This is a genomic window from Exiguobacterium sp. SL-10 (genome assembly GCF_004337025.1).
In the GTDB taxonomy this organism is placed as follows: domain Bacteria; phylum Bacillota; class Bacilli; order Exiguobacteriales; family Exiguobacteriaceae; genus Exiguobacterium.
On the sequence record NZ_SJUP01000012.1, the window covers coordinates 22735 to 49582 of the forward strand.

Below are 26848 nucleotides of genomic sequence, written 5' to 3' on the forward strand. Positions count from 1 at the left end.
TCTGCTTACGTACTTATTCTGTAACTTGACTCAAAAACGGTGTGATATCGACATTCAGCGCTTCCGAGAGACGCGCGCCGAGGTCGCGATCGGCCCGGTAGAAGTTGCAAATCAAGAGGAGCACCGTGTTCTCGTGGCGGACTTCTTTAATATGCGCCACCAAGTTGTTCACGAGCGCCGTCTTCTCTTCTTCCGAGTAGCGACGGTACACTTCACCTGCTTGACCGAAGTCGTTCGTCTTCTCGATTTTTTGACGACCGGCTACGCCTGTGAGCGGTTGTTCTGTCTCGATATAAGCCGCATCCGGTTTCGGTGCGTCCTCATAGCGGTTTGGTTCATAGTTGACCGGGCTCGTCTGTTGTTTGAACGGCATCGCCCCATCGCGCTGATTGTTCGATACTTGTGCGAACGGGCAGTTGATCGGGAGCTGCAAGTAGTTCGCTCCGATACGGTAACGTTGCGTGTCCGAATATGAGAACAAGCGGCCTTGGAGCATCTTGTCTTCAGACGGTTGAATGCCAGGTACGAGCACGCCAGGGTTGAAACCGACCGATTCCGTCTCGGCAAAATAGTTGTCGACGTTTTTGTTGAGCGTCATCGTACCGACGAGCTGATACGGGATGACATCTTCGAACCAGTCTTTCGTCGCGTCAAGCGGATCGAAATCGAAGTTGTCCATATCAGCCGGATCGAGAATTTGGACGTAAAGATCCCACTCCGGGAAGTCGCCTTCTTCGATGGCGTTAAACAAGTCACGTGTCGCATGGTTGAAGTCTTCGGCCTGTACTTTCGCCGCTTCTTCCATCGACAAGTTTTTAACACCTTGTTTCGGGACCCAACGGAGTTTTATGTACACCGTGTTTCCGTATTCGTTGACCCATTTGAATGAGTGGACTGAAGAACCGCGCATGTGACGATAGGACGCTGGAATTCCTTCATCGCTGAACAAGTGGATGAGCATGCTCGTCGATTCTGGTGTGAGCGACATGAAGTCGAAGAAACGGTCCGGGTCTTGAAGGTTCGTCCGTGGATCCGGTTTGAGCGAGTGGATCACGTCCGGGAACTTGATCGCGTCACGGATGAAGAAGACGGGCAAGTTATTTCCGACGAAGTCGTAGTTTCCTTCTTCTGTATAAAATTTGACCGAGAATCCACGTGGGTCACGGAGCGTCTCTGGTGAACCGAGACCATGGATGACGGTTGAGAAGCGAGCGAAGATTGGTGTCTCTTGTCCCTCTTCCTGCAAAAATTTGGCTTTTGTATATCGTTTCATGCTATTTTTAACTTTGAAGACACCGTGTGCTCCGGCACCACGGGCATGAACGACCCGTTCCGGCACGCGCTCACGGTCAAAGTGGGCGAGTTTCTCAATTAGCTGATAATCTTCGAGAAGTGTCGGGCCGCGGCGACCCGCTGTGATGGAGTTGGCGTTATCCCCGATTGGGACGCCTTGGTTAGTAGTTAGACGACGATGTTGATCCATATTGTTGCCTCCTCTTTATAATTATTCTTACAAAATTAATAATATTAAAAGATAATAATTATTACAAATAAAACGCTCGAGACAATCTCGCGCGTTTTTGCAATCGCTTTCACTTTTTGCGTTTCTTGTGTTGTTCTTTTCGGTGAATCTCGGTCACGAGCATGGCTGCAATGATGCCGCCAAGCGACCCCGCAACTATGTCGACCATCGTGTCATCATTCCCGTTCCCTTGCATCGTCGTGCTCAACACCAAATCCGACGTAAATTCATACATCTCCCAAAGTGCCGCCCCGGCCATCGAAAAGACGACGATATAGACGAAGACGAACCGCTTCGGCATCTCAAGCCGGATGTCCTCATCGAGCCTCGTCAAAAAGTCAAAGCCGAGAAATGCCAGAAAGACACCGCTCAACACGTGTAGAAACGTGTCCCACCAGCCATTCGAATACAAGCCGACAATCGATCCTAAGTACTGCGAGGCGAACAAGAATATAATATAGGCGACTTTCATTTTGGCATCGAACTCCGTTTTGAACGTTTTTTCGAGAATGAACGGAATCAAACCTGATATAATCCCCGCACCGGCGACGCTCGCGTCAAACCACTCTCCGCCGATGATCGACGTGACGAGGATAATCGCCATGAATAAAACGAACCCGAATTCCAGTACACGTCCCCGTGTCAGTTTCAATGTCATACGCCTTCTTTCGTTAGAATGTCTCATCTCTCTTCTTCCCGTTTCAGCAAACATTTCAACAAACCCGCCCGAAAATTCGTGATTTTGTCGGATTCTTCTAACGTGCATATGTTCCATACTGAAAAAAACGATTCGAGGAGGAACTTATATGTCGCTCCAAGAAACGTTTTGGAGAAAGGCGTACGGCATGGTCGAAGACCGTTTCGGTGTCCAATGGCAATTCAGTCACGAGCCGTGACCATGACAAAGACCCCATCGCAAGTTGCGATGGGGTCTCGTTTATTTCTGGGCGACAAAAAAGATTCGTTCTGCGTTCGGGCCCGGAGCTTGGTCCGAGAAGTCAGCGGTGACCGATTTCACATGGAAGCCTGCTCCGATGAGCCATTGCATATACTGCCCCGGCTCATACGTCCGTTGCTCATGCGTCTCTTCGACACGCTCATACGTGCCATCCTCAAGAGCGACAAAGAACGTCAAATCGTGAACGACCGAGAGCGGTGCTTCGCCCGGGTCGGCGAACCAGATGTACGAGCAATCTTCTCCGTTCGAGGCATACGTCTTCTGATTGAAGAGCGTCTGCATCTTGTTAGGCGAATGCACATCAAAGATGAACATGCCGCCCGGTTTCAATTGTTCGTACACCGCCTCGAACGTGTCGATGACATCCGCCTCATCCTCGAGATAGCAAAGTGAGTCACAGAGGATCGTGACGGCGTCGACCGGGTGTGGCAATTCAAGCTCCCGCATATCCTGTTGCCAGAGCGGTAGCGTGATGCCTGCCTCGAGCGCTTTCTCTTGGGCGACTTCGAGCATCGACTCGGATAAGTCGAGCCCGATCGTCTCGTAATGCTCCGCCAAGCGAATCGTCGCCGAGCCCGTCCCGCATCCGACGTCAGCAAGCGATGCACCGTCTTGGACGTGGCGGCGCACGAAGGCGACCCAGTCCTCATACGGGGCATCTTTCATTAACTCATCGTAGACGTAGGCGAACCCTTCGTACGCCATTAGCCGACTTCTACTTCCACTTGTGGCGCATCTGCCCACAATTTTTCAAGGTTGTAGTAGTCACGGTCGTCGCGATGGAAGATGTGGACGACGACGTTTTCGAGGTCAGCGAGTACCCAACGTGCCGAGTCCATGCCTTCGAATTTGTGGAGCGGTAGCTCATGCTCGCCGGCCACGTCTTTGATTTCGCGTGCAATCGCTTGGACTTGCTTCTCTGAGTTACCGTGGCAGATGACGAAATAATCTGCGACCGGTGAGATGCCTTCCATGTCGAGGACGACGATATCTTCGGCACGCTTATCGTCAGCGGCCTTCACGATCAATTCTAATTCTTCTTTTACAGTCATACTGTACCTCCTAGGGTGTTTTCACAAAATGGTTATACGTCTCAATTGTCAGCGGGAAAATCCGCACCGACTTGGTCAATAAATAAGAGATTGTCTGCCGTAGTGTCGCGACGACAGCCGCTTCGAGCGAATGGTCAGAAAGGTGACGCAACTCGTCGACGCCCGGATACGACCGATTCGGTTCGATCGCATCCGCAACGAATAAAATTTGGTCGAGCCGGGACATGCCCGGTTCTCCGGTCGTATGGTTTTTGATGGCCGATACGACGGCCGGGTCAAGGTCGTACGCCCGGTCTAACAGGATGGCCCCGACCGGTGCATGTAACAGTTCGTCGTCGAACACAAGCAAGGTCGGATCGAGGTTCTCTTCGACCACGACTTGCCGCATCATGTCGGCATCCAAATACTTCGCATAGTCGTGCAACATCGCCGCCAGTCGCGCCTGCTCCACATCAGCCCCGTATAAACGGGCCAATCGGTCGGCCGTCTCAACGACACCGAGCGTGTGGATATAGCGTTTCTCCGGTAACGTCGCCTCAATCAATGATTGTGCTTCCTCATACGTCATATAAGTCGCGCTCCTTGATATAAGTTTCGACATCGCGTGGGACAAGATATTTGATGGACTTCTCCCGCTTCGCCCGCTCCCGGATATCGGTCGATGAGATTTCGAGTTGCGGCATGTCGATCGTGCGCACATCTGCCTGTCTCGGGATACGGTACCGGCTTCCCGGACGCGCGACGGCCCCGAACGTGACGAGGGTGACGAGCGTGTCGTAGTCGTACCACTTCTCGAGCGACTCGAGCGAATCCGCCCCGATCAAAAAGAAGAACGTATCGTCCGGGTACATATCTCGCAACCGTCTCATCGTCTCGACCGTATAGGAAGGTTCGTCGCGTTCAAACTCGATCAAGCTCAGCTTGAAATCGGCTTGGTCCGCAATCGCCCGTCGTGTCATCTCGATCCGGTCTTCAGCCGGGCTGAAACCCGCCTTGTGGGGCGGGATCGCTGCCGGCAAAAACCAGACCTCATCGAGCTCGAGCTGTTCGCGCGCCTGCTCGGCAATCAACAAGTGACCGAGGTGAGGCGGATCGAACGTGCCCCCCATCAGACCGATGCGACTCATGGGAGTTTGATATGGCGATTTTCTTTCTCGTTCGCCTGTTTGTACAAGACGATGACTTTTCCGATGACTTGAACGACTTCGGCTTTCGTGCCCTCAGCCAATTCTCCGGCTACGTCTTTCGGCGTATCGAGACAGTTTTGGAGCACTTGAACTTTCAAAAGCTCACGTTTTTCGAGCGCGTCGCCGATGTCTTTGCACATCGCTTCGCTGACTCCATTTTTCCCGACTTGATAGATCGGTGAAAGGTGGTGTGCTTCAGCACGTAAAAAGCGTTTTTGTTTACCTGATAACATACTATTTATTCCTCCAATAAGCTTTCAATTAACTTCATTCCGACAAGTTGATCCGGTCTCACACCTGTCCAATATTCAAACGCCAAAGCGCCTTGTCCGACGAACATGGCAGTTCCGTAGACGATTTTCGCGTCTGTTTTGGCGGCTTCTTTTAAAAACGGTGTGACGAGTGGACGATATATGATATCACAAACGACGGTGTTTTGTCGTAAACCTTTTAACGATATCGGGGAATCGACCCCGTTCATGCCAACTGATGTTGTCTGGATGATGACGTCATACCTTGACAGATCGACATCGGTGAGTGCCAACGCTTCGATCCCGAACGCGGCCGCGAGGCGTTCCGCTCGCTCCATCGTCCGGTTCGTGACCGTGACAGAACGAGTCGGCAAGGCACTGATGATGCCGCGTGCTGCCCCGCCAGCTCCGATGACGAGCACACGGCCCGTCCAATCGGTATGACGGTCGAGCGCGGCGACAAGGCCCGCACCGTCCGTGTTCGTCCCGATTAGCTTCCCATCTCGCCTATACACCGTGTTGACGGCACCGGCAGCTTCAGCCGCATGATCGAGCGCATCAAGGTACGGGATGACCGCCTCTTTATACGGGATCGTGACGTTGAAACCGTCCCAGTTGCCGTCACGCATCGTTTGAAACAAGTCCGCGAGTTCGTCCGCGGCGACGTCAAGTGCCTCATAGCGCCCGAAAAGCCCAGACGCTCTCAGCCACTGCTCATGCAGGACGGGAGAGAGCGAATGAGCAATCGGGTGACCGATGACGGCCAGTCTCATACGAGCGCCTCACGCAAAGTGACGGCAACTCCTTTTGGAGCCCACGCGGCGATGCGTCCACCTTTTCCGTGAATCGCGACCCAACCGAGTCCGCTAAAGACGATGTCGGTCTTGACGCCGTCACGGAGACTGAACTCGTGACGCACGAGTGGAGGCAATAGTTGCAATGTCTTCTCGTTCGGCGGGTTGAGCATCTTACCGATATGGTTCTCATATAGTTCATCTGCTTTGTCGAGTTTCGTCCGGTGTGTCTTCAACTCATTCGACATGTAGACAACGAACGAGCGCTTGTTGCCTTCCATGTAGTCGAGACGAGCGAGTCCACCGAAGAAGAGCGTCTGCTGCGGGTTCAACTGGAACACGTGTGGCTTGATCTCTTTTTTCGGCGTAATCGTCTTCAAATCTTTCGCATCAACATAATGCGCCATTTGATGACGGTTGATAATCCCCGGTGTGTCGTACAAGTTCGCATCATCGTCGAGTGGGATGTCAATCAAATCGAGCGTCGTTCCCGGGAAATGACTGACCGTGATGATGGCTTCGTCCTCTGCCCCGAAACGCTTGATCACTTGGTTGATGAGCGTCGACTTTCCGACGTTCGTACAACCGACGACATAGACGTCCTTGCCTTTCCGGTAATATTCAATCTTTTCAGCGAGCTCATCGATGCCGTGACCTTTTTTCGCACTGATCAAATGGACATCGATCGGGTTCAAGCCGAGCTCTTTCGCTTCAGCCTTCATCCAGTTGGCCATCCGGTTCGGGTTGACCGACTTCGGCAACAAGTCGACTTTGTTCCCGACCAAGAGGACAGGGTTCGTGCCGACCGAGCGTTGAAGCCCTGGCAACCAGCTGCCGTTGAAGTCGAAGATATCGACGATTTTGATGACGAGCGCTTCTTTCGCGCTGATGCCGTTCAAAATGCGCAAGAAATCGTCATCTGTCAGTTCGACGTCTTGGATCTGGTTGTAGTGCTTCAATTTGAAGCAACGTTGGCAAATGACGATCTCGCGATCGAGTGCTGATTTTGGTGCATAACCGACACCGGTCGGGTCTTCCGTTTGAATGGCGACACCGCAACCGGCGCAATAACGTTTTGTTTCTTCCATAGTGTTGTCTGCTGTCATTTAAGTTGCCTCTTCTTCATTCACTGTAGCGCCTCGCCGCTACTCCTGAAGCGTTAATTCCGACGCCTTACGCGCCGTACATGGACAGCCTCCTTCTTCCTGTGCGTTCGAGGTCCTTATTCATCTTTTTTATGTGAATCTTCGGAACGCGAGTGCATCGCCTCACCGATTTTCTCAGCGACCGCCACTTTGGCGCGCTTCGCATCGACAGCGATTTCCTCAACTTTTTTCGTGATCAACACGTACTTCCCGCGACGTTTCATATGGGCGAACACAACTTTTTCAAGCATGCGATTGAACTTCGTGACGAGTCCGTCCGTCTTGACGACCGGTTGCACGTGAATGACGTGAATTCCGGCCATATTGGCGCCGAGCACGTCCGTGAACAATTGATCGCCTAAGAAGATGGCTTCTTTCGTCGAATAGCCATATTTTGCGAGCGCCTGTTTGAATCCAGACGGCAACGGCTTTTTCGCACGCGCCACATAGTGAAGGCCGAGCGGTTCCGTGAACGTACGTACGCGGTTCTCGTTGTTATTCGAGACGACGATGACATCGAGTCCGTGTGATTTCACTTTTTCAAGCCATAGCAAAAGAAGCTCCGGTGCTTGCGGGACGTCCCAGGCCACGAGTGTATTATCAAGGTCCGTCAAAATGACGCGAACCCCACGGTCTTTCAATTCTTCAAGGTCGATGTCAAAAACTGACGCGACGAACTGTTTCGGATAAAGTCGATTAAACACGTTTAAATTCCTCCAATTAGCTAAAGCGATTCAACTACTATACATGTAGTGATATCCCTTCTATGGTAAACGAAAACCGACCAAACGACTAGTGTATCGTTCGGTCGGCCTGAAAAAGTTTTTAAAATCAATCGTTTTGCATCGTTCCGATGACTTCTCCGAGTCGAACCGGACCGATTTTTGCCGGGTCAATCGTGACGCGACCTTTCTCAAAACAGAGGATGACGGTCGAACCGAACGAAAAGTATCCGACCTCTTCGCCTTTGGCAGCGCGGTCGCCATCGAGCGTCCATTCAATCGTGTTGACGTTCAACGCACCGACCATGATGTGCTCGTAAAGACCGGTCGCCGTCTCAAAACGTGTAACGCGACGATAGTTGCGCGAGAGCGGACGAACCGTCTCCGTCAAGCCGATGTCATTGACCGGGGCCGAACGGTCCCCGAGCTCGTAATGGCTGAGCACCCGTCCAGTAAGTGGGACGTGGACACGATGATAGTCACGCGGGCTCAAATAAAGGACACAGACCGTGCCGCCGGCGTAGCGTCTCGCTTCTTGTTGTGACCCGAGCAGCTCGGCGAGTGTGTACGATTGCCCCTTCACCTCGAAGCGGCTGTCGTCCGTGATATCGGCCACAATCGATAGTTTGCCGTCACATGGCGAGACGACTGAGTCCGGACTTGCATCAATCGGCCGGACCCCTTCTTTCAAGTGACGTGTGAAAAAGGCGTGCAGGCTCGGATAAGCCTCGATCGGCTCCGCCGCTTCATCAAGATTGATTTGATACGTTTTCGCAAACGAAGGGATGAAGGACCGGCTCGCTGACGATTCAGCGAAGGCACGGAGTCGTTTGGCAATGACCGGGGTCGCGTTCAACTCAAACAAAGTCTGATACAAGCGGCTTTTGATCACTGTGCGCCCTCCTCGTTTTTAAAGAACGTTTCGTATTGTTGCTCCGACACGGCGCCTTCGACACGACCGACTTCTTTTCCGTCTTGGAAACGAATCATTGTCGGAGTCCCGTTGATGCCGTAAGTCGTCCAGACGTTATGGTCGGCCAAGTTGATCGAGACGGCGTCATTTTCTTCGATGAGCGGCTCAACGTAAGGTTTGACTTGCTCACAGTATTCGCAGCCAGTCTGCCAGAAATAGACGACGACTTCTTCCTCTTCGGAGATTTTCGTCTCCAATTCATCCGCTGTGACGGCGTTGACGCCCGTCTCTTCGTTCGCATTGTTCAAGAAGAACAATAGAGCGATTCCGACGACAATGATGACACCGATGATGGCGAACGTAATGAAGTTGGCTCGTTTGGCACTGTTTTTCATATTCGATTCCTCCTAAACATATAAAAAGAACTGACTCGGATATGAGCCAGCTTGGTTGTAGACGTCTTACTTCTCTTGTGCGACGTCGCTAATCCCCATATCTTGGTTAAGCGTGTCCAAGAGTACAATAAAAATCGTGATGACGACGCCAAAGAATGTCGCGAGCATCGCGTTGAACGTCACGCCATCGACAGCAGAAATGATAAAGATCGCTGTATTCGAAAGCAAGATCGCCCAGAACAATGTGACTAAGTAACGCATCGATAGTCCCCTCCATCTCACAGATGATTCATGAAAAATTCATACGACCTTAGTATAGCATTGTTACCGTAAAATGTGCGACCTCGATTGTATATTCTTTCCGTCGAAACGGGAAATATGGTACGGTTTGAGAAATAAGCATCTCGTAGAAAAGAGGAACCTTTTATGTCACGGTATTTAATCGCAGTCGATTTGGATGGAACATTGTTGCGCGACGACAAGACGATCAGTGAGCGCAACGTGCGCGCGCTTCAGGCAGCCCGTGAGGCCGGTCATGAAGTGATGATCGCGACCGGACGCCCACAACGTCATTCGATCATGTATTACGAACAGCTCGGGTTGACGACACCACTGATCAACTTCAACGGGGCGCTCGTCCATCACCCGAAAGATCCGTCATACGAAGTGACGCACCGGCCAATCCCCCTCAAAACGGCGCACGAGATTATCGAAGAAGTCTCGGACACGAAAGCGCATAACATTGTCGTCGAAGTGACCGACCACGTCTACTTCCATAAAGACCCGCAAGAGTTTTATAGCCCCTACGCCGAGCGCGCGCTCAGCGTCACGTCAGGCAACTTGCTCAAACATTTGCAGGATGAGCCGACATCACTCCTCATCCATGCGACGAAAGAGCACGTCGACAACGTTCGCGCTCGATTGAATAAAGTCCACGCCGAGGCCGTCTTGAACCGTCAATGGCGCATGCCGGAACACATGATCGAAGTCATGAGCCAGAACACGTCGAAAGCGCTCGGGTTGCGCGAAGTGTCGAAACATCTCGGCATCAACCGTAAAAACATCATCGCGTTCGGTGACGAGGAAAACGACCTCGAGATGCTCGACTACGTCGGCACCGGCGTCGCGATGGGCAACGCCATTAGCCAGTTGAAAGCCGTCGCGGATGAAGTGACCGCGTCGAACATGGAAGACGGCATCGCCATCTACCTCGAAGAAAAACTCGGCATCAAAGCATAAGTAAACTCCTGCTGAGCGTTCAGCGGGAGTTTTTTGCTCTGACCTACAATTAAACAAAACGCATGAGATAGTCATCAAAAATCTTGGTCATCACTTTTGGGGTGTTCGCCACGTACACATTGATTTGCTCCGCGTTCGATTCGACTGGATTCGCGCCGCGCTCATCCGTCGGGAAGTCGGATATCCCCTTGATGATGATACACTCGATGGCATTCTTCTTGCAGATATACGCGATGGCGCCTGCTTCTGTATCCGCGACGGTGATGTCGTGTTTCTTTAATTCCAAATAGTCGTTCCACATCACGACCGCTCGATCGGCTGTCGCGATGGTACCGGTCAAAAAATCGTCCCCGTAGTTCGCTAATTCAATGTCAACGATAAACGATGACTTGATGAGCGGCTCTACTTCTTTGACCGTACAATCGTATTGAACGGCACGACGAGGGATGACAATGTCCAACAGGTTGAACGTATCGTCGATTCCAGCACACGTTCCAGCCACAATCACTTTCGTTAAATTGAAGCGAGATAGCATATATTGATTGGCGCCCACCCCGTTCGCTTTCCGCACACCCGTACTGTAGAAAACGAGCTCGGCATCATCAAGCGTCGTCATGAAATACTCACCATACGGATAGCTGCACCGCTCGTGGTCTTTCACATCATAGTAGTCCAATGTCGCTTCATATTCCCATTTCGTCGCAATGCTGACTCCAATCATTACGCATCCCCCTCACACTCGTTTTATCTCTACTTATACAATAACCCCCGCTGAGCGTTCAGCGGGGGTTTATTTTAGCGTCGGAACGCACCTTCGACATCTTCAGTTGGGACCATATTGATAAAGACAGTCGGGTCGGCATCTTTACAGATGCGCGTGATTTCTCGCACTTCGTGGCGTTGGGCGACCATCATGAGCGTCGCTTTCTCTACTTTCGAATACGTACCGATTGCCGGCATGAGCGTGATGCCACGGAAGACGTGCTGATGCAGTTCTTTCGTCACTTCGTCCGGGTGGCTCGTGACGATGAAGAGCGTCTGGCGCTGCGTATTCGTATAAATCTCATCGATGACTTTTGACGTCACATATAAGAAGACGATCGTGTAGAGCGCGGTCTGCCAACCGAACAACGCACCGGCCCAAAGCGCGATCATCATGTTCATCAGGAACAAATAGACGCCGACCGAGTTGTTCGTGAATTTCGCCAAGATGAGGGCGACGATATCGAATCCGCCGGTTGAGGCACCGAAGCGAATCGTGATACCCGAACCAATGGCGAGCAAAACCCCGCCGAACACGGCGTTCAACAGCGGGTCGTCCGAAATGATGGACGACTGCGGAAGCACGCGAATGAACACGGTGACTGCCGCGACACTAATCAACGTATGAATCATCATGTTCTTGCCGAGCATGAAGTAGCTGACGATCAAGAGCGGTATGTTTAAGACGAAGAACCAAATTCCTTCCCCTAGCTCAAACGGCGTCCCCGCAAACAGTTTCGTAAAGATTTGGGCAAGCCCTGTAAATCCGGTCGAGTATACCCCAGCCGGGATTAAAAATAATGTCATGGATAATGCTACGAACACTCCCCCGATAATCGAAACGATCCCGATGCGTGCGTGTTCTTTAACGGCTTCCGTCAAGTTTTGTCTCCCCTTTCAAAAATAGCTAAGAATCAAGATAACATAGTTTTCTAGCGCTGCATACCACAAAAATAGTGAGATGTGCCCACACTCTTCATAAAAAAACAAGCCGGCCGAAGCCGACTTGTTGAACTGATGCGTTTGATCACGCTTTCACGGTCTCGATGGTCACCGCATCGTTTGCCGGGACCGTGACGACGTTTCCGTAAACGCGGATGGAGACGTCCGTGCCACCTGTCTGTTTGATTGTCACTTGTTCACGCGTCGATGTGACCGTCAAGTGATGGCCACGCCAGAGCATGTTGAACGAGTAGCCATTCCAACCTTTCGGGATCATCGGGCTAAACGTGAGTTCCGTCTCAAGGGCGCGCATGCCTGCGAAACCGTGAACGATTGACATCCATGAACCGACCATTGACGTGATGTGAAGCCCGTCTTCTGTATCATTGTTATAGTTGTCGAGATCTAGGCGCGCCGAACGTTGATACAATTCGACAGCCTTGTCTTCGTAGCCGACTTCGGCCGCAATGATTGAGTAAACGCAAGGTGACAAGCTCGACTCATGGACCGTACGCGGCTCATAAAAATCGAAGTTGGCACGTTTCTGTTCGACTGTGAAGCGGTCACTGAACGTATACAGTCCTTGGAGCACGTCCGCTTGCTTGATGAAGTTCGAGCGGAGGATGCGGTCCCACGACCAGTTTTGGTTGAGCGGCAAGTGTTTCGGATCGAGGTCTTTCACCAAGATCTGTTCTTTATCCATGAAGCCGTCCTGCTGCATGAACACGTCTGGGACGAGGTCATCTTTCGGATAATACATCTTCGTTTGGATATCGTTCCACTTCGCGAGTTCTTCGTCTGAAAGACCGAGCGTCGCGACGAGTTCTTCAAGGCGCGCCGGCTCTGCTTCTTTCAAGTAGTTGTACACTTCTTGCGTATACTCGAGCGTCCAAGCGGCAATCAAGTTCGTGTACCAGTTATTGTTGACGTTGTTGTCGTATTCGTTCGGACCTGTGACGCCTAGGATCATATACACGTCTTTGTGCGGGACAAAGTTGACGCGGCTTGCCCAGTAACGCGAGATCTCGACCAATACTTCAAGTCCGTATTGACCTAAGTACGACTTGTCGCCTGTGAAGTTCGTATAGTTGAAGATGGCGTGGGCGATGGCACCGTTCCGGTGAATCTCTTCATGCGTGATTTCCCACTCGTTGTGGCACTCTTCCCCGTTCATCGTCACCATCGGATAGAGGGCGCCTTCCATGCCGACGTTCTTGACCGAATTCTCTTTTGCTTGCGGCAATTGGTTGTGACGATATTTGAGCAAGTTCCACGAGACTTCAGGTTTCGTCGTCGCCAAGTAGAAGTGGAGGCAATATGCTTCCGTATCCCAGTACGTGGCGCCGCCGTATTTCTCGCCGGTGAATCCTTTCGGTCCGATGTTGAGACGCGAATCTTCGCCTGTGTACGTCTGATACATGTTGAAGATGTTGAAGCGGATGCCTTGCTGGGCCTCGGCGTCACCGTCGATGCGGACGTCAGCGTCTTCCCAACGAGCGAGCCATGCTTCTGTCTGCTCAGCGAGAAGTGTTTCAAACCCTTTTTCGAACGCCATCTCGACACGCTGCATACCCGTCGATTGTAATTCCTCGACCTCGTAGTCACGGTTCGTGACGACCGAGACATATTTGTACGCCGTCGCCGTCTCACCGGCTGCCGCTGTGACCGTGAACTTGTTGGCAACGAAAAGGTCCGTCGCTTCGAGCACTTCACAACGTGCCCCTTCGACGTCCGCGATCATCGATGCCGTGACATGCCAGTCGAGCTTTTTCGTTTTCGTTGTCACGAACCCGAAACGTTCTTCGACGCCATGCTCGACCGGCAACCAGAACTTCTCGTCATAGTTCGAGTCTTCGTTGACGACATCCCCGTCCAAGTAAGGCGTGAATTCAACTTTCGCTTCATAGTTCACCGGAGTGACATTGTAACGGATCGCTAAAATCTCTTTATCGACGATCGAGAAGAAGCGGACGACTTCAACGTTCGTCTCTTCCGTCCCGTTCATGAGTGTAAACGTACGTGTGAGAACGCCACGTTGCATATCGAGCTCACGCGTGAAGTCTTTCACTTCCCACTTCGCCAAATCGACCGGTGTCCCGTTGATGACGACACGAAGACCGACGACGTTCGTCGCGTTCAATACTTTTGCGAAGTACTCCGGATATCCGTTTTTCCACCAACCGACACGTGTCTTATCCGGATAATAGACGCCGGCCACGTAGAAGCCTTGGTGCGTATCGTTCGAATAATCTTCTTCAAAGTTACCGCGCATCCCCATATGACCGTTACCGAGCGAGGTAATCGATTCTGCGAGGCGGTTTTCTTTCGGATGTAGGCTCTTTTCCGTTACTTTCCATTCATCGACTGCAAACAATCGTTTCATCTGTCTGCCACTCCTTTTTCTCTACAAGGCTACTCGTCATCAGACAATCGATTCATGCAACCGTTTGTCTATGAAAGCGCTGTATTTCAATCTCACCTCTCATTTTACACGACTCACCTGAGAATGCAATCGTTTGCATAAACTTTTTTCTTTGTTTTTTTCGTGACATTTAAAAACAAAAACCTGCCAAGCCACTAAAGGGCCAAGCAGGTCAAACTCTCGTCACTTCTTCTGATCGTTCCCGAACGCTGCGTTCGCTTCGTGCCCTTCGAACGCTGGGTTGTTCCCGTCATTGAATCCCGTATCTGGTTCGTCGAGGATGAGGGCATAACCTCCGCTTAAAATATCGCCATACGCCCGATTGACGTCGTCGTCAGCGAGACCGAGGTCGAGCAAGGCTCGTTTCACTTCTTCTTCACCTTCCGCGACGCCGCTGAACTTCTGCATCCAGTTCGCGCTCGCTTCTTCCACTTTTGCATCGGTATTCCGTTTGACGAGCGAGACATCGTCTTGATCTTTCGCAACGACATACAAGTCACTTTCGTCGTAACCCTCTTCGGTCAATTGATCGATTTTGGCGACGAGTGCCGCCTCCTCTTGATACGTGTCTACAAATCGACGTTTGCTCATTGTGTCTCATCCTTTCGCGTTGTATGGTCTTCGACCGTGAGATTGGGTTGCCCGACCTCGGTCACTTCGATTTCTTCTTTGCGGAGCGTTTCTGTCATCGTTTTGACGTCTTTGGTCACTTGTTTCCGGACGATGATTTCTTCGACGACGACAGGACGCTTCACGATGAAGGCCCGTTCCTCGATGACTTGGATTCGTAAATGGTCCCCTTCATCAATTGTTCGAATACCCGGTTGATCGAAGTCGTAATCTTCGACCACATCCTCCGACCCGTTCACCCGCTCCACATGAACCTGTTCCCTACGAACGGGGACTTCAATCGCTTGTTCGGTCTCCGATATGTGACGATTGATGACGACTTCTCCCGTTTGGACTGGTTGTTTCTCGATTATCAAGCGTTCCTCGTGCAAGGCGAGCGTCTGTTCCTCGGTCTGCGGCGTAGGTTTTACCTTCCGATTCGTAGCATCAATCTGTTGTTCGCTTCGGTCCGCATCGACGTAAAGAAAGAGCCTACCGTGCTCGACTTCCTTCTCAAAACGATTTTGTTGCTCTGACGTCAAGCGCATACTTTTGAGCCAGCGCTCAATCGGCCGTTCACTCGACGTGACGAGTGAGGCGACCGTTCCCGGTTCATCGGTGACGAGGACGTAGAGGTTCGAGTGACGACGGATGACGTCCGCTACATCAACCTGTTTGACGAGAACGTACATGTCTTCTTCTTCATACCCTTCTCGTTTTAAATCGATCGTTCGATCGAGCAACGCTTCGGGTTGGTCAAATACTTCTGAGATGATCGCATGTTTCATGGCGTTCGTTCCTCCTTTGCTCAATTGGCGAAAAAAAGGATGGTCCCTCAGAGAGAGCCATCCTTGTCGAGGTACTTGTTCAATCGATTAGAGACGATCGCGCTCATCACGACGTGTGTGGTCACGGTCATGATCACGATGGCGAAGGTCATCTTCCCCTTCGATGTGTGCCTCTTCTTTCCGCAACGTCTCACGTACTGTTTCCGTATCTTTCACTTTATCTTTGCCGACGACGATTTCTTCAGCCACGACATCCTTCTTCGTCACGTCGACACGTTCTTCTGTGACCGGTACGCGAATCTCATCGCGGTCTGTCGTCGCGTCAAATGAGTGACCTGTCGCTGATCGGTCTTCGTCTACACGACGTCGCTCCACGTACACTTCGTCACGTTCTACTTCAACGTCGACGCGCTCTTCGTGTTCGACGACATCTTTCTCGACGTGAACTTCTCCGGTTTGCACGCGCTCTTTGTTCACTTGAAGACGCTCTTCGTGCAATTCGAGTTTTTGTTCATCTGTCAAATCGGTACGGTTACGAATATCTTGATCCATATCGTTTGATCGGTCCGTCGGAATACCAGAGCTTGAAGCTCCTGTCATCCCGACCTCACGCGCGGTCATATTCCCCGCCTCATTACCTTCTGAACCGTAACCGGCTGATGTGCGACCACCTTCAAACGTGTCGTTCCGACCATCATCTAAAATGCCGTCGTTCGAATCTAATAGGAGGACGAACCCACCGTTTTCAATATCTTGATGGTGACGTGCTGTCTCTTCTTCCGAGAAGCCGAGTTTATCAAACGTGCGACGTACTTCATCTTCGCCGTCCGCGACTCCAAAGAAGCGGTCGAGCCATGACGCTTTCGTTTCTTTTACTTCCGCATCCGTTTCGCCGCGAACCATCGAAAGGTTTGATTTATCTTTCACAACAACGTACAGATCATCTTCGCGATGCCCCTCGGCGCGAAGCTCATCAATTTTTGACACGAGCTCTGACTCCTGATAGTAAGTGCCTACATAACGTTTGTTATCCATGATTGTATCTCCCTTTCACATTCTGTATTTTTTGGTCATAAGCTGGACGAATACGTAATGATCTGCCATTCGGCCGGTAATGTAAATGTTCCCTTGCAATTCCGTTTCATGCGTTTCTTTCACGATTGTCATCTGTTTGTAACGTCACGACTTTTGGCCGATTGATTCTTCCTTCAATATATGCATGCGAATTGCATACAAAAAAACCTTCCGCATGATACGGAAGGTTTACACTCATTCAACGATTTCCATTTTCTTTTTTTGACCGCACGACTGACGCACGACCAAATAATGAGGGACAATGACGCGCTTTCCATAAGGCGGCGCACTATCACCGATTTGTTCAATCAGACAGTTCGTCGCCTCAAAACCGAGCCCGAAGATGTTGATTTCGACCGAAGTGAGCGGCGGATTCGAGTGCTCGGCGATATAGACGTTATTAAAACTGACGACGGCAACGTCCTCAGGTATTCTTAGCCCCATCTCACTGAGCGTACTGATGACACCGAGCGCCATCATATCGTCACTGACGACGACGGCCGTTGGCGGTTCTTCTAATTGAAGCAATTCGCGTACGGCTTTGGCGCCGCCTTTCGTCATGAACTCGGCTCGCGCAATATAGTCTTCACGAACCGGAATGCCTGCTTCCATGAGCGCCGTGGCGTAACCGTTACGACGGTCTTGCGTGACAGCGAGCTTATCCGATCCCCCGATGAAGGCGATACAGCGGTGACCAAGGTTATATAAATGTTTCGTCACTTCGCGACCGGCCAAATAGTTGTCCGTGTCAACGTACGTAATGGACGAGGCATCCCCGAACGGCTTCCCGACGACGACGAACGGGAATTTCGTCTGACGCAAATATTGAACGACTTTGTCATCCTCACGTGAATACAAGACAATCACCCCGTCGACGCGGCGTCCTTGGACCATCTCGATCACGCCAGATAATACTTCTTCTTCGGTGACACCCGTCGTCATGTAGAGCGAGTAGCCGTTTTGATGGGCTTTCGTACTGATTCCACGCAACACTTCTGGGAAAAATGGATTTTGTAGCGTCTTTGTCGCTGCGCTCGGCATGACGAGACCAATCGATTGCGTCGAGCGGTTGGCGAGGCTTCTGGCGTGAATGTTCGGATGGTACCCGAGTTCTTCCATCGAACTACGCACACGTTCTTTTGTTTTCTGACTGATTCGCGGACTGTTGGCGATGACGCGAGACACGGTCGACGGTGCGACGTTGGCATGTTTGGCGACATCTTTAATCGTGATTTGCATAATGCTCCCCCTTGCTTCCGTTAGTTCAAAGTTCCCTATGACAGGGTATTGTCAGCTTGCGCTCTTGCGACGCTTCCACATGACCAATCCAGTCAAGAAAATCGGGATGGCGACGACGAGTAGACCAATCGTCCACATGTTCACTTCCGATTTTTCGACGATGTAGGCGTTTGCACTTTCTCCTGCGAGCTTGACAGTGAACGTGCCACGGCTGTCCGTGACAAGTTGTGAGAACAAGAGACCACGAAGGCGAGTGTCTTCCCCGACTTCGCTTACCTCGAATTCAATCTCTCGGTCCTCGGCGTTCATATTGATGGCGTACAAGGCGACAGCGTCGCCGTCACGACGCTCGAACACGGCCATGCCGTCTTTCGAGGCAATCATCCGTTGTTCGCCGGTCGCAAACACCGGGTATTCGGCCCGCATCCGGTTCATCGTCGCGACATATTCGTGGAGCTCTTCATTTCCAGGGAAATCGGTCATGACCCGGTTCGCCGGATCGGCCCCGCCCTTTTGTGCATTCTCCGTGCCTTGGAAGACGATTGGCATCCCTGGTGATGCATAAAGTGCAAATAATCCAAGTCGTAAACGACGCTCGGCCGACTCGGCACCCCCTAGTTCCGCGACATGCATGAAGCGTTCGACGTCGTGGTTATCTAAGAAAGTCGCCATTTGATTCGGATCATTAAAGAACGTCTCGGCGTAGCTCGCGGCCACGTCGATTTCGTCGACGTTCGCCGTCTTTTGCGTCATCGTTTTCGAGACGCGGTCATAAAACGTGAAGTTCGTGATGCTGTTGAAACCTAAGTCATCATACTCCGCGACGTACTGTGGGTCTGGGTCGAACACTTCGGCCAAGAGATAAAAGTCAGGATCGACTTCACGGACCGCTGTGACGAAGTCTTCCCAAAACGGCTTGTCCACATGTCGTACCGTATCAAGGCGATAGCCATCGATTCCGGTCTCTTCGATCCAATACGTGGCCGCTTCGAGTAAGTAATCTTTTACTTCTGGGTCCTCGGTCTTAAAGTCGGGCAAGTCGAACAACCAGTGCGTCTCGACTTGTTCTTGATCGTTCCATAGCACGATCGGCAACTCGTCATGGAACCAGTCCGGTCGTTCCTCGACCCACGGATGGTTCGGCCCGACGTGGTTGACGACAAAGTCGAGGATGACTTTCATATCCCGTTTGTGCGCCTCGTCGACGAGTTCCTGTAAATCTTCTTTCGTCCCGAATTGGGGATCGATGTTGTAAAAATCTTTGATCCAGTAGCCATGGTAACCGTCCGGCATGTTTTCAAACACCGGTGTCAACCAGACGGACGTGAATCCGAGCGACTCGATGTAATCGAGCTTTTCAATCACGCCGCGGATATCGCCCCCGTGAAAGGCTTTCGGGTCATTTTTATCGACCTGGTCATTGTTATCGGGATTCCCGTCAACGAACCGGTCGACCATGATAAAGTACATGCGTTCTTGTTCCCATGATGCTGCTTCTTTCGCTCCGACGACTGTTGGAAACAAAAGAAGCGACAGAAGAACGAGCACGACGCCTCGCCTCATATCGCTTCCCCCTTAAGTGAGTATTATCCTTTCGTACCACCGGCAGTGAGACCCGAGACGAAGTAACGTTGGAACACGAAGAACAAGAGAACGATTGGAAGGGCCGAAAGGACGGCGCCTGCCGCGAACAACGTGAAGTTGTTGTCGAACTGTCGAGAGATCATGTTGTAAAGACCAACCGCGAGCGTCTGTTTCTCTGGTGAACGAAGGACGAGCGATGCCAAGATGAAGTCGTTGAACGGGCCCATGAAGTTAAACAAGGCGATCGTTGCGACAATTGGCTTCGCGAGCGGCAAAATGATTTGCCAGAAGATACGGAGGTGACCGGCACCATCCATCCGAGCGGCTTCATCGAGCTCTTTCGGAATCGTATCGAAATAACCTTTTGCGAGATACGTGTTCATCGGAATCGCGCCACCGGCATACAGCAGAATGAGCGCTGTGTGCGTGTCGAGGAGACCGAGCATATTAAGAAGCACGAAAATCGCGATGATGGCGACGAATTGCGGCACCATTTGTAAGACGAGGAACAAGATGAGCGAGTTCTTCCGTCCGACAAAGCGGTAACGCGAGAAGACATAGCCAGTAATCGTAACGAGAATGACTGAGAGCGCCATCGTGATGAAAGCGATTTTCAGTGTATTCACATACCATAAACTATAATCTGAAATCGTCAAATCAAACAAGTTTTTATAGTGAATAAACGTTGGATTTGCAGGAATGATCGTCGATGTGATTGTACGTCCCGGGTTAAAGGACGTCCCGACCACCCAAAGCATTGGATAGAGAATGATGATCGACGCAAGCGTCAAGATGACATAAGAGATTGCCAAATTGATTCGTTTTTGTTTTTTCATATCAGATCATATCCTCGTCTTTGAAAGATTTTGTCCGACGGAACTGGATGACGGCAAGTGTCATGATGAAGAATGACAAGATGAGCGTGATCGCAGCCGCAAGTCCGTATTGCGGGTTGGCTCCGAGAGACAATTTGTAAATCCATGAAATCAAGATATCGGTACCGCCGGCAGTTTGTCCCGGTACAGCCGGTCCACCGCCGTTAAAGAGATAGATGATGTTGAAGTTGTTGAAGTTGAATGTGAACTGCGTGATCAAAATCGGTGCTGTTGCGAACAAGAGCATCGGCAACGTGATCAAACGGAACTTGTCAAAGATAGTCGCGCCGTCAATCGTCGCCGCTTCATATAAGTCGCCAGGGATCGATTGCAAGACCCCAGTCATGAGCGTCATGATGAACGGGAAGCCGAGCCACCATTGAATCAAGATGAGCGCGCTTCGTGTCGCCGTCGGATCGGTCATCCAGTTGATCGGATCTAGTCCGAACGCCGGAAGGATCGTCGTGTTGAACACACCGAACGATTCGTTGAACATCGAACGGAAGATCAAGATCGTGATGAACGCTGGAACGGCCCATGACAAAATCAAAATCGAACGGAACAAGCGACGGAAACGAAGACCTTCTTGGTTCAAGAGAACCGCGAGGAAAATCCCGATCGCGATGACACCGACCGTCGAAGCGACCGTCCAGACGAGTGTCCAGCCGAGAACGCCGACGAACGTGTCGCGCCAGATATCGATTTCAAAAATACGTGTGAAGTTTTCAAATCCGATCCACTCGACGAGTTTCGCCGGTGGCGCGTTGTTGTAACGATAGTTCGTGAATGCGATTAAGAAAGTGAAGATAAGCGGTAATACGACTGTGAAAACGAGCAAGATGAGCGACGGGATTAACATCAAGTATGGGAATCCATGGTCGCGCAAGTTGCGGAGCTGCACTTGGAACGTTGGGACGTTTAGGTGCTGATCACGAATGCGACCGACTCGGTAGGCGTCACGAATGTTCCAGATGTAGAACGCGATCCCGAAGAAAAGTAAGATTAATGCGACAATCCCTTCTACCATCAAGAAGATGGAGTGGTCGTTACGAGGTCCTGCCACTTCGCCAAGCGTGATCAATCCCCAAAGGCCACCACGGTCGCCAGGTCCTGCGCCCGCTCCTTTGAAAAAGAGATCGTAGTTTACTGCAAAATAAGACATGATGACGATAAAGAAAGCGATCGCTTTCGCTTTTTGATTGTTATAGAATTGACCGGCTCCCGGAATGATTGAAAGCAATGCGGCGTTCCGAGCGTGATTGGTCGGTTTTTCCGGACGTTGTTCCGGCGTTTTAGGGTTCGCAATTGAAGCCATCCTCAATATCTCCTTTCAATTTGAGCAAATCAATCGAGCAAGCGTTTGCTCAATTCTAGAAAATGAGGGGGAACGCCAGTCGGCGTACCCCATCATTTCATATCCTTATTGGTTGTTCGCTTGGATTTGTTGCTCGATGACTTTAACAGCATCGTCAGCTGATTTTTGTGCATCTTGCTTGCCAGTTGCTACGAGCTGAAGCGCTTGTGCCATTGGCTCCCAAACTTGTCCCATTTCAGGAATGTTAGGCATTGGGATTGCGTTCGTTGCTTGATCGAATACCGCCTTCGCAACTTCGTTCGACGTGATTGTCTCGTTCGACTCGAGGGCTGCTACTGGTGGGATCTCGTTGTAAGCTTCAAACATCTTCAATGCGTTCTCTTCGTTCGTGAGTTCTGCGAGGAACATTTCAGCCCACTCTTGGTTCTCCGTGTAAGCAGAAAGTGCATATGTCTTCACGCCCATGAACGTCTTGATTGGCTCACCGTTTGGAAGTGTCGGCATTGCAGACGCTCCGAGGTTGATGCCAGCGTCTGTGTAACCAGCTACTGCCCACGGTCCGTTCATGACTGTGTGTGCTTTCTTCTCAGTGAAGAGTTGGTCCATCGCCTGGCCGCCAGACTCGCCAATCAACCCTTTAGGGAAGAGGCCTTCTTCGTACCATTTGCCGATATAGTCAAAGCCTTCGACTGCGCCTTCGTTGTTCAAGCCGATGTCAGTTGGGTCGAGCGCGCCGCCGTCTTCTTTGAAGACGTAACCGCCGAAGCCAGCCACGACACCGTGTGCGAAGTAGAAGTTATCCCAAAGACCGAGGAAGCCGTACTCGCCTTTGTCTTTAAGATCTGTAGACAACTTGTACAAGTCATCCATTGAAGCAGGAGCTTCTGATACCAAATCCTTGTTGTACATGAGGACTGGCGTTTCAACTGATTTCGGGTAGCCGTAAGCTTGTCCGTCGAACATGACAGCCGACTGCGAAGCGTCTGTGAACGCATCGAGCGCACCTTCATCAGTGAGCGGTGCCAAGTGACCTTGGTCAGCGATCGTTCCGATTTGGTCATGTGGTACGAGAACGATATCAGGACCTTTTCCAGCTGGGCCGTCAAGCGCCAACTTGTCCTTTTGATCCGTCATTTGGACTTCAACGACTTCAACTGCGACGCCGTGTTCTTCTTCAAACGCCTTCGCAACTTCTTTCGTCGTTTCCGACTTTTCAATATCTTCCCAAATTACGATTTTTTCTGGCTTGTTCTCGCTAGTAGAACCGCCTTCGTTAGTAGAACCATTGTCCGTACCGCCACCACATGCAGCAAGTGCACCGAAAGCGAATACTGCCGTTGAAAGTCCTGCTACCATTTTTTTCATCTTCATGATGAAAAACCTCCCCAAGGAAATAGTATGGTCAGATTTGCGCAATCGCACTGGCCTACTGATTGAATCAACTCCGCTACAGAATCAGTAGGTTAGTGAAAACGTTTGCATCCTCACCTCAATTTTTATTATACAGTTGTGTAAGCGTTTTACAAGTCTTTTTTTTCGCTTTTTTTATTGCCGTTGTCCCATTTATCTCTTTTTGAATTTTTTATGGCCCTATTTCGCAAAAAATGATGAATCGGACGATTGACAAAATGTAAACGCTTTATTAACCTTTGCTTGAGCAAACGTTTTCACAACTGTTGTTTCTTTTCTGGATAGACAGTGTAAAATGGTTATAACCCTCACTAAAGAAAGGAATGCAAACCCATGATCAAAGAAGCTATTTACCATCGCGCCATGTCCCCTTTCGTGTACAAGTACGACCGGGAAACGATACATATTCGCTTCCATACGAAAAGAAATGATATCCACTCTGTTGACTTAATTTGGAATGATCCGTACGACTGGCATTCTGAAGATCCGGCCATGTGGAACTTCGATCCCGACAAGCCGAGTTTCTGGCGTACGTTCGAGACACCAATGGAAAAGATCGGTCACGACGATCAGTACGACTACTGGTTCATCGCCATTAAACCGCCATTCCGTCGCCTTCGTTACGGCTTCCGTCTCCATGATGGAAATGAAACGGCCGTCTATACGGAAAAAGGCTGGTTCGAAGACAAACCGCTCGACGACACGGGCTACTATTTCTGTATCCCGTTCATTAACCCGGTCGATATCTTCCACGCCCCGGCATGGGTGAAAGACACGGTCTGGTATCAAATCTTCCCAGACCGGTTCGCGAACGGTGATCCTTCCAACGATCCGGCAGGCACGCTTCCATGGAATAGTACGGAACCGACAATCACGAACTTCTTCGGCGGCGATTTCCAAGGGATCATCGACCATATCGACCATATCGTCGACCTCGGGATCACCGGGATTTACTTCTGCCCAATCTTTAAAGCGACGACGAACCATAAATACGACACGCTCGATTATATGGAAATCGATCCACAATTCGGCACGAAAGAGCAGTTCAAGCAACTCGTCGACTTGCTTCATGAAAACGGCATCAAAGTCATGCTCGACGCCGTGTTCAACCATGTCGGTTACAACCACCCATGGTTCTTGGACGTCGTCGAGAACGGACCACAGTCGGAATATCGTGACTGGTTCTATCTTCGCGACTTCCCGATCGAGACGACACCGAAGCCGAACTACGACACGTTCGCTTTCGAGAAAAACATGCCGAAAATCAACACGGAGCATCCGGCGTTAAAAGCTTATCTATTAGAAGTGGCCCGCTATTGGGTCGAAGAGTTCGGCATCGATGGCTGGCGGTTAGATGTGGCGAACGAAGTCGATCACGCCTTCTGGCGCGACTTCCGTAAAACCGTGAAGCAAGCGAACCCGGAAGCGTATATCCTCGGCGAGATTTGGCATGATGCGCAACCATGGCTCAAGGGCGATCAGTTCGACGCGGTCATGAACTATCCGTTCACGAACGCGAGCCTCAACTATTTCGCGCTCGACCGGACGTCCGCTTCCGAGTTCCGCAATGAATTGACGCGCGTCGAGATGATGAACACGAAGAACGTGAACGAAGTGACGTTCAACTTGATTGACTCGCACGACACGCCGCGTGCCCTCACCCGGACGAAAGGACATAAAGGGAAGTTCAAACTACTCATGATGTCGATGCTCACGTATACAGGCAGCCCATGTATCTATTACGGGGACGAGATTGGCCTCGAAGGTGAACAAGACCCGGGTTGCCGTCGCTGCATGCCATGGGACGAAGCCGAAGAAGATCGCGAGTTGTTCCGCTACGTGCAGAAGTTGATTCGACTCCGTAAAGAGCACCCGGTGCTCGCCAACGCTGGCTCGTATCGCTTCAATCTCGTCGACGATGAAGACAACGCCCTCATCATCGAGCGATGCACGAAAGATGAGACGTATTTGATTTATTTCAACAACTCAGATTCTGTCTCGAAACTCAACCCGCTCGGCCATACCGGAAGTGCTTACGACTTGCTTCACGACCGTGATGTAGACTCTCTTGAAATCGAACTCGCACCTTATAGCGCCACGATTTTAAAAATGAAATAAATTCCGTTTTACACCCGTTTCGGCGGGTGTTTTTTTTGTTGAAAATAATTTACCAAATCCCTTTCTTTTTCATTTCAAAAGGAGTAACATGACCCTTGTGATTTTGACAACGTAAATATTTCATATAAAGAATTGTAGAAACAAGGGAGAATACACCATGCCGACAAAAGACACCGAACAGCTCAGTTTATTTAAAATCTCGTGGCCGATTTTCATCGAACTCGCGCTCCATATGGGGACCGGGATTATCGCCACGCTCATGCTCGCCCATTACTCCGATGCCGCCGCTTCCGCGGTCGGCGTCGCCAACCAAATTTTGAACGTCTTCTTAATCGTCTTCAGCGTCACCTCGGTCGGTGCGACCATCTTGATCGGTCAAGCGATCGGCGCCAATCGGATGAAGAAGAGCCGCGACTTCGCCCGCTCTGCCGTCAGTCTGAATATGTGGCTCGGCGTGCTCATGGTCGCTGTCGTGTTCTTGTTCGGTGAGACGTTCCTGCGCCTGTTCGGTTTATCGGATGAGCTGTTCGCCCACGGGTTGTTGTTCTTGCAAATCGTCGGGTTGTCGCTGTTCACCGAAGCGCTCATCATGGCGCTCAGTTCCGTCCTCCGGAGCCATGGGATGACGAAGCATGCGATGCTCGCCACACTCTTGATCGATATCATCACAGCCATCGGAGCGATGGTCGCCGTCATGGGCTGGTTCGGTCTCCCTGTCACAGGTGTCGCCGGTGTCGCCTGGGCTATCGTCATCGCCCGTTTCTCGGCAATGGTGCTCTTGTTCTGGATCGTCAAGAAGCGGCTCATGCTAAGCTTCCCGCTCAAGGAATTGATGAAGCCGCAACGCGACGATATTCGCGCTTTGCTCCAAATCGGGGTCCCGTCGGCTGGAGAAAACTTATCGTACCAGTTCTCACAAATTATCATCACCGGCTTTATCGCCACGATGGGCGAGGCTTCCCTCGCCGCTCGGGTATACGTCATGAACTTGTCGATGCTCGCCTTCTTGTTCACGGTCGCCGTCGCGCAAGGGACGCAGCTGTTGATTGCTCGAGATATCGGCGGGAAACGGTTCAAAGAAGCGTATACCCGCGCCGTCAAAACGTTGAAGATTGCCATGTTCGCTTCACTCGTGGCGTCGCTCGGACTCGCGGTGTTCGGCAAGTCGTTACTCGGCCTGTTCACATCGAATCCGGACATCATCGCCGTCGGCGTACCAATTTTATGGGCGACGCTCATCCTGGAGCCAGGTCGCGCTATGAACATCGTCCTGATGGGTTCACTCAAGTCGGTCGGCGATGTTCGCTTCCCGGTCATGATTGGAATTGCCTCGATGTGGGGCGTGGCCGTCGTCTTCAGTTATTTGTTCGGACTCCAGATGGGACTCGGCGTCCTCGGCATTTGGCTCGCCTTCTCACTCGACGAGTGGTTCCGCGGTTTCTTCGCTTTCCGTCGTTGGAAGTACGGCACGTGGCAACAAAAAGGCTTCCAATTCGAACCGAAGCCAACTTCATAATTAACCAAAAAGAAGC

General features: G+C 51.1%; 27 protein-coding genes. 3 read left to right on the forward strand and 24 right to left on the reverse strand.

Annotation, left to right across the window (positions count from 1 at the left end):
- Nucleotides 1–13: 13 nt before the first annotated feature.
- The 13 genes from EVJ33_RS12315 to EVJ33_RS12380 form a co-directional block, all read right to left on the reverse strand.
- On the reverse strand, nucleotides 14–1483 hold the full coding sequence (locus EVJ33_RS12315; protein WP_131437547.1) for a catalase: 1470 nt from the start codon (nucleotides 1481–1483) through the stop codon (nucleotides 14–16).
- A 109-nt stretch (nucleotides 1484–1592) separates the two neighbouring features.
- Nucleotides 1593–2174 carry a DUF2238 domain-containing protein gene (locus EVJ33_RS12320; protein WP_236634618.1) on the reverse strand — a complete coding sequence of 194 codons (582 nt, stop codon included), beginning with the start codon at nucleotides 2172–2174 and terminating at the stop codon, nucleotides 1593–1595.
- 285 nt (nucleotides 2175–2459) lie between these two features.
- The gene (locus EVJ33_RS12330; protein ID WP_131437549.1) at nucleotides 2460–3185 is read right to left on the reverse strand and encodes a class I SAM-dependent DNA methyltransferase; all 726 of its coding nucleotides are present in this window, start codon (nucleotides 3183–3185) and stop codon (nucleotides 2460–2462) included.
- Nucleotides 3185–3532 (reverse strand): ribosome silencing factor, encoded by a 348-nt coding sequence (rsfS, locus tag EVJ33_RS12335; protein ID WP_021066647.1) that lies wholly within the window; start codon nucleotides 3530–3532, stop codon nucleotides 3185–3187. Before rsfS ends, EVJ33_RS12330 begins: the two co-directional genes overlap by 1 nt.
- A 10-nt stretch (nucleotides 3533–3542) precedes the next feature.
- Nucleotides 3543–4100, reverse strand: a complete 558-nt coding sequence (gene yqeK, locus EVJ33_RS12340) for a bis(5'-nucleosyl)-tetraphosphatase (symmetrical) YqeK (protein WP_131437551.1) — start codon at nucleotides 4098–4100, stop codon at nucleotides 3543–3545.
- On the reverse strand, nucleotides 4090–4659 hold the full coding sequence (locus EVJ33_RS12345) for a nicotinate-nucleotide adenylyltransferase (RefSeq protein WP_131437553.1): 570 nt from the start codon (nucleotides 4657–4659) through the stop codon (nucleotides 4090–4092). Before EVJ33_RS12345 ends, yqeK begins: the two co-directional genes overlap by 11 nt.
- Entirely contained in the window at nucleotides 4656–4952 is a 297-nt protein-coding gene (gene yhbY, locus EVJ33_RS12350) for a ribosome assembly RNA-binding protein YhbY (RefSeq protein ID WP_131437555.1), read from the reverse strand. Before yhbY ends, EVJ33_RS12345 begins: the two co-directional genes overlap by 4 nt.
- Nucleotides 4953–4957: 5 nt before the next feature.
- Entirely contained in the window at nucleotides 4958–5743 is a 786-nt protein-coding gene (gene aroE, locus EVJ33_RS12355; RefSeq protein ID WP_131437557.1) for a shikimate dehydrogenase, read from the reverse strand.
- Nucleotides 5740–6852 (reverse strand): ribosome biogenesis GTPase YqeH, encoded by a 1113-nt coding sequence (yqeH, locus tag EVJ33_RS12360; protein WP_131437558.1) that lies wholly within the window; start codon nucleotides 6850–6852, stop codon nucleotides 5740–5742. The genes aroE and yqeH overlap by 4 nt, the downstream gene beginning before the upstream one ends.
- Before the next feature lie 134 nt (nucleotides 6853–6986).
- On the reverse strand, nucleotides 6987–7613 hold the full coding sequence (locus EVJ33_RS12365) for a YqeG family HAD IIIA-type phosphatase (RefSeq protein WP_131437560.1): 627 nt from the start codon (nucleotides 7611–7613) through the stop codon (nucleotides 6987–6989).
- 127 nt (nucleotides 7614–7740) lie between these two features.
- Nucleotides 7741–8523 (reverse strand): phosphatidylserine decarboxylase, encoded by a 783-nt coding sequence (locus EVJ33_RS12370; RefSeq protein WP_131437562.1) that lies wholly within the window; start codon nucleotides 8521–8523, stop codon nucleotides 7741–7743.
- Nucleotides 8520–8939, reverse strand: coding sequence for a thioredoxin family protein (locus EVJ33_RS12375; RefSeq protein WP_131437564.1), 420 nt, complete (start codon nucleotides 8937–8939; stop codon nucleotides 8520–8522). Before EVJ33_RS12375 ends, EVJ33_RS12370 begins: the two co-directional genes overlap by 4 nt.
- 66 nt (nucleotides 8940–9005) lie before the next feature.
- Nucleotides 9006–9200: a YjzD family protein gene (locus EVJ33_RS12380; protein ID WP_021066656.1), complete on the reverse strand. Its 195-nt coding sequence runs from the start codon at nucleotides 9198–9200 to the stop codon at nucleotides 9006–9008.
- Between the two features lie 165 nt (nucleotides 9201–9365).
- On the opposite strand from EVJ33_RS12380, the gene EVJ33_RS12385 reads away from it, so the two are divergent.
- The gene (locus EVJ33_RS12385) at nucleotides 9366–10178 is read left to right on the forward strand and encodes a Cof-type HAD-IIB family hydrolase (RefSeq protein ID WP_131437566.1); all 813 of its coding nucleotides are present in this window, start codon (nucleotides 9366–9368) and stop codon (nucleotides 10176–10178) included.
- 49 nt (nucleotides 10179–10227) lie between these two features.
- Here the strand turns inward: EVJ33_RS12385 and EVJ33_RS12390 are convergent, their stop codons facing one another.
- The 11 genes from EVJ33_RS12390 to EVJ33_RS12440 form a co-directional block, all read right to left on the reverse strand.
- Nucleotides 10228–10899 carry a 5'-methylthioadenosine/S-adenosylhomocysteine nucleosidase family protein gene (locus tag EVJ33_RS12390; RefSeq protein WP_131437568.1) on the reverse strand — a complete coding sequence of 224 codons (672 nt, stop codon included), beginning with the start codon at nucleotides 10897–10899 and terminating at the stop codon, nucleotides 10228–10230.
- 74 nt (nucleotides 10900–10973) lie between these two features.
- Nucleotides 10974–11822 (reverse strand): YitT family protein, encoded by an 849-nt coding sequence (locus tag EVJ33_RS12395; RefSeq protein ID WP_131437570.1) that lies wholly within the window; start codon nucleotides 11820–11822, stop codon nucleotides 10974–10976.
- A 145-nt stretch (nucleotides 11823–11967) separates the two neighbouring features.
- Nucleotides 11968–14265 (reverse strand): glycoside hydrolase family 65 protein, encoded by a 2298-nt coding sequence (locus tag EVJ33_RS12400; RefSeq protein WP_131437572.1) that lies wholly within the window; start codon nucleotides 14263–14265, stop codon nucleotides 11968–11970.
- 222 nt (nucleotides 14266–14487) lie between these two features.
- A complete protein-coding gene (locus tag EVJ33_RS12405) occupies nucleotides 14488–14895 on the reverse strand; it encodes a general stress protein (protein ID WP_131437574.1) in 408 nt (135 codons plus the stop codon).
- Complete coding sequence (locus EVJ33_RS12410; RefSeq protein ID WP_131437576.1) at nucleotides 14892–15701, reverse strand: YsnF/AvaK domain-containing protein; 810 nt, start codon at nucleotides 15699–15701, stop codon at nucleotides 14892–14894. Before EVJ33_RS12410 ends, EVJ33_RS12405 begins: the two co-directional genes overlap by 4 nt.
- An 87-nt stretch (nucleotides 15702–15788) precedes the next feature.
- Complete coding sequence (locus EVJ33_RS12415; protein WP_131437578.1) at nucleotides 15789–16736, reverse strand: YsnF/AvaK domain-containing protein; 948 nt, start codon at nucleotides 16734–16736, stop codon at nucleotides 15789–15791.
- Nucleotides 16737–16970: 234 nt separating this feature from the next.
- Nucleotides 16971–18014 carry a LacI family DNA-binding transcriptional regulator gene (locus EVJ33_RS12420; protein ID WP_131437580.1) on the reverse strand — a complete coding sequence of 348 codons (1044 nt, stop codon included), beginning with the start codon at nucleotides 18012–18014 and terminating at the stop codon, nucleotides 16971–16973.
- Nucleotides 18015–18065: 51 nt separating this feature from the next.
- On the reverse strand, nucleotides 18066–19577 hold the full coding sequence (locus EVJ33_RS12425; protein ID WP_131437582.1) for an alpha-amylase family glycosyl hydrolase: 1512 nt from the start codon (nucleotides 19575–19577) through the stop codon (nucleotides 18066–18068).
- Between the two features lie 23 nt (nucleotides 19578–19600).
- Nucleotides 19601–20434, reverse strand: coding sequence for a sugar ABC transporter permease (locus tag EVJ33_RS12430; RefSeq protein ID WP_131437584.1), 834 nt, complete (start codon nucleotides 20432–20434; stop codon nucleotides 19601–19603).
- A gap of 1 nt (nucleotide 20435) precedes the next feature.
- Nucleotides 20436–21788 (reverse strand): carbohydrate ABC transporter permease, encoded by a 1353-nt coding sequence (locus EVJ33_RS12435; protein WP_052090084.1) that lies wholly within the window; start codon nucleotides 21786–21788, stop codon nucleotides 20436–20438.
- A gap of 105 nt (nucleotides 21789–21893) precedes the next feature.
- Nucleotides 21894–23159 (reverse strand): extracellular solute-binding protein, encoded by a 1266-nt coding sequence (locus EVJ33_RS12440; RefSeq protein WP_131437586.1) that lies wholly within the window; start codon nucleotides 23157–23159, stop codon nucleotides 21894–21896.
- Nucleotides 23160–23531: 372 nt separating this feature from the next.
- Here EVJ33_RS12440 and EVJ33_RS12445 point away from each other — a divergent pair, with 372 nt between their 5' ends.
- Nucleotides 23532–25316: a glycoside hydrolase family 13 protein gene (locus EVJ33_RS12445; RefSeq protein WP_131437588.1), complete on the forward strand. Its 1785-nt coding sequence runs from the start codon at nucleotides 23532–23534 to the stop codon at nucleotides 25314–25316.
- Between the two features lie 157 nt (nucleotides 25317–25473).
- Nucleotides 25474–26832: an MATE family efflux transporter gene (locus EVJ33_RS12450; RefSeq protein WP_131437590.1), complete on the forward strand. Its 1359-nt coding sequence runs from the start codon at nucleotides 25474–25476 to the stop codon at nucleotides 26830–26832.
- Nucleotides 26833–26848 lie beyond the last annotated feature (16 nt).